The organism is Nocardioides pelophilus, assembly GCF_014180685.1.
Taxonomy (GTDB): domain Bacteria; phylum Actinomycetota; class Actinomycetes; order Propionibacteriales; family Nocardioidaceae; genus Nocardioides; species Nocardioides pelophilus.
In genome coordinates, this window is record NZ_JACEHF010000273.1 from 1 (window position 1) to 2,655 (window position 2,655).

Sequence of the window (2,655 nt, forward strand, 5' to 3'; positions counted from 1 at the left end):
CGTTGCGGCGGCTGCGCGAGCGACCGCCCTCGACGACGCCGAATCCCGAGGGGTGCGCCATGGCGGTGGGCTCGGAGCCGACGCGCTGCTGGCCCCGCACGGCGCTCAGGCCGATGGTGGCGGAGCCGAGCATGATCACGAAGCCGACGATGCCGACCTGCCACCAGCCGCTGATCGCGCCGCCCATCAGCACGGCGATCCCGACGGCGAAGACGAACCCGGCGAGCAGCGCGCGACGACGAGCGGCCTGACGGAGCGTCGTGCCACGCAGGGTGGAGGCGAACTTCGGGTCCTCCTCGACGAGCGCACGCTCCATCTGCTCGAGCAGTCGCAGCTCCTCTTCGGAGAGTGGCACCGGATCCTCCACAAATGCTTTCGACGGGCCCCGTCGAGTGATTCTGAACCTTCAGTGTAGGCAGGCACCGCGCGGACCGGTAGGCAGACCACGCAATTCCTCGAACGTTGTGTCCGAACGGATGACGACCGCTACCCGGAAGGGCCAGCCAGGAGGCTGCCGCGACGCACCGCCGAGGGCCCGAACCGGTCGGTCGCCCGGTCGACGGCGCGGTCGGCGTCGGGCCATCCGGGGTCGCGCTCGCCGATGGCGAGCTGCCGGCCGCCGAGCTCACCGCGGGGTCGGAGGCCCTCGACCCGGACTCCCACCAGCCGGACGGCCAGCCGGAGGGGGAAGACNGCAGCAGGAGCGCCGCCTCGTAGACGTCGTGGGTGACGTCGGTCGGCTCAGGGAGGGTGCGGGATCGCGAGATGGTGCGGAAGTCGCTCCACCGGATCGTGATCGCCACCGTGCGCCCGATCTTGTCCGCTGCCCGCAGGCGGGCGGTGACCCTGGTCGAGAGCCGGAGCAGCTCACGAGCGAGCCGATCACGGTCGCGGGTGTCGGCGGCGAGCGTGTGCTGCGCACCCATGCTGCCTTCCGGGACGCCCTCGCCGAAGCCGAACGCGCCCGCTCCCCCGGGCGCGAGCTCACTCCGATCGGCGCCCCAGGCGAGGGCATGGAGGTGACCGCCGAGGTGACCTCCGAGCATCCGCCGCAGCTCGGCGACCGAGATCCGCGCGACGTCGCCGACGGTGATCAGCCCGAGCCGGTGCAGCCGCTGGCGGGTGGCCTCGCCGACGCCGTACAGCTCGCCGACGTCGAGCGGGTGGACCACGGCGACGAAGCGCTCGGGAGGAATGGCCAGCACGCCGTCCGGCTTGGCCCGTCGACTGGCCAGCTTCGCGACCGAGATCGCCGACGCGATGCCGACCGAGCAGGTGATGCCGTGCTCGGCGCGGACCCGGGAGCGGATGCGCTCCGCGATCACCTCCGGCGGACCGAACAACCGCGCCGCGCCGCGTACGTCGAGGAAGGCCTCGTCGAGGGACATCACCTCGACCACCGGGGTGAACCCGCGGAAGGTCTCCATGATCGCCTTCGACACCGGGCGCAGGACGTCGAAGTCGGGCGGCACCTCGACCAGGCGGGGGCAGAGTCGGCGCGCCTCGACCCCGGACATGCCCGAACGGATGCCGTAGCCACGAGCCGGGTAGTTGGCCGACAGCACCACCCCGCGGTGGCCGCCGCCGACGACGACGGGGACGTCGTGCAGCTCGGGGCGGTCGCGGATCGCGACCGACGCGTAGAACGCGTCCATGTCGACGTGGAGCAGGTGCGGCGGCGCGTTCATCGCGCCGTCCGCGCAGCACGGGATCTAGGTGGCGAGCAAGTGGAGCTGTGTGGCGAGCGGGAGGTACTCGGGCCGCTCCGCCACCGCGCGCTCGAGGTCGGCCAACGCTGCGGCGGCGCCGGGCTCCTGGTCGAGGAGCGAGCCGGGGACGAGGTCGGTGAACACCCGGACCGCGTGGACACCGGCCACCGAGAACCCGGCCTCCTCGACGAGGGCGGTGAGCTCGTCGGCGGTGAACCGGCGGGGCGGGCGCACGTTGCGGCCGGTCGTCCGCTCGGTCGCCTCGTCGCCGTCGAGCAGGGCGAGCGCCTGGTGGAGATGACCGGCCATCGCCCGCGCCACGACGGCCGCGTGCCGCTGGGCCACCAGGATGCTGACGGTCCCGCCGGGCCGCAGCACCTGTCGGATCGTCGCCAGCGCCTCGGCTGCGTCGACCACCTCGAGCAGGCCGTGGCACAGCACCACGTCGGCACTGTCGACCCCGACCACGTCGAGCAGCCCCGAGACGTCGCCCTGACGGCCGGCGACCTCGACGCCGACCTCGCGCGCCCGCCGGGCGAGCGCGGCCAGGGCGTCGGGACTCGGGTCGACGACCGTGACGCGGTGTCCGGCCTGGGCGACCCGGACCGCGAAGCCGCCGGTGCCGCCGCCGATGTCGACCACGTCGCGCGGCGCGCCGGACAGCACCGGGCCGAGCGCGTCCCAGACCACGACCGTGCGCACGGAGCCGGGACGCTCCCCGGGCCGCGCCCGGTCAGGGTGTTCTGGGGAGACCATGGCCGCAACATTAGTGCGGGAGGGGCGTTCAGCCAGCGGCGCGCCCAGCGAGCTGGTCGCCGAGCGGGATGTGCGGAGTCAGGCCGAGGGTCTGCTCGATCACGGCGAGGAACCGGTCGGCATCGCGGACCAGGTCGTCGGCCTCGCGCTCGGTGACCGCCCGGGTCGACCCGGACTCGGCGGCCAAGCG

Annotated in this window: 3 protein-coding genes and 1 pseudogene; all 4 read right to left on the reverse strand. The window is 73.7% G+C overall.

Annotated elements, in window-relative coordinates:
- A partial coding sequence (locus H0488_RS22785) for an SCO2097 family morphological protein (RefSeq protein ID WP_183101474.1) occupies positions 1-355 on the reverse strand: 355 nt, incomplete at its 3' end.
- A gap of 400 nt (positions 356-755) precedes the next feature.
- Positions 756-1,688 (reverse strand): annotated as a pseudogene (gene dinB, locus H0488_RS25335) (DNA polymerase IV); the annotation flags it as partial.
- A 24-nt stretch (positions 1,689-1,712) separates the two neighbouring features.
- Complete coding sequence (locus H0488_RS22795) at positions 1,713-2,465, reverse strand: methyltransferase domain-containing protein (protein ID WP_183101475.1); 753 nt, start codon at positions 2,463-2,465, stop codon at positions 1,713-1,715.
- Positions 2,466-2,493: 28 nt separating this feature from the next.
- Entirely contained in the window at positions 2,494-2,652 is a 159-nt protein-coding gene (locus H0488_RS22800; RefSeq protein WP_246372700.1) for an SAV_6107 family HEPN domain-containing protein, read from the reverse strand.
- Positions 2,653-2,655 lie beyond the last annotated feature (3 nt).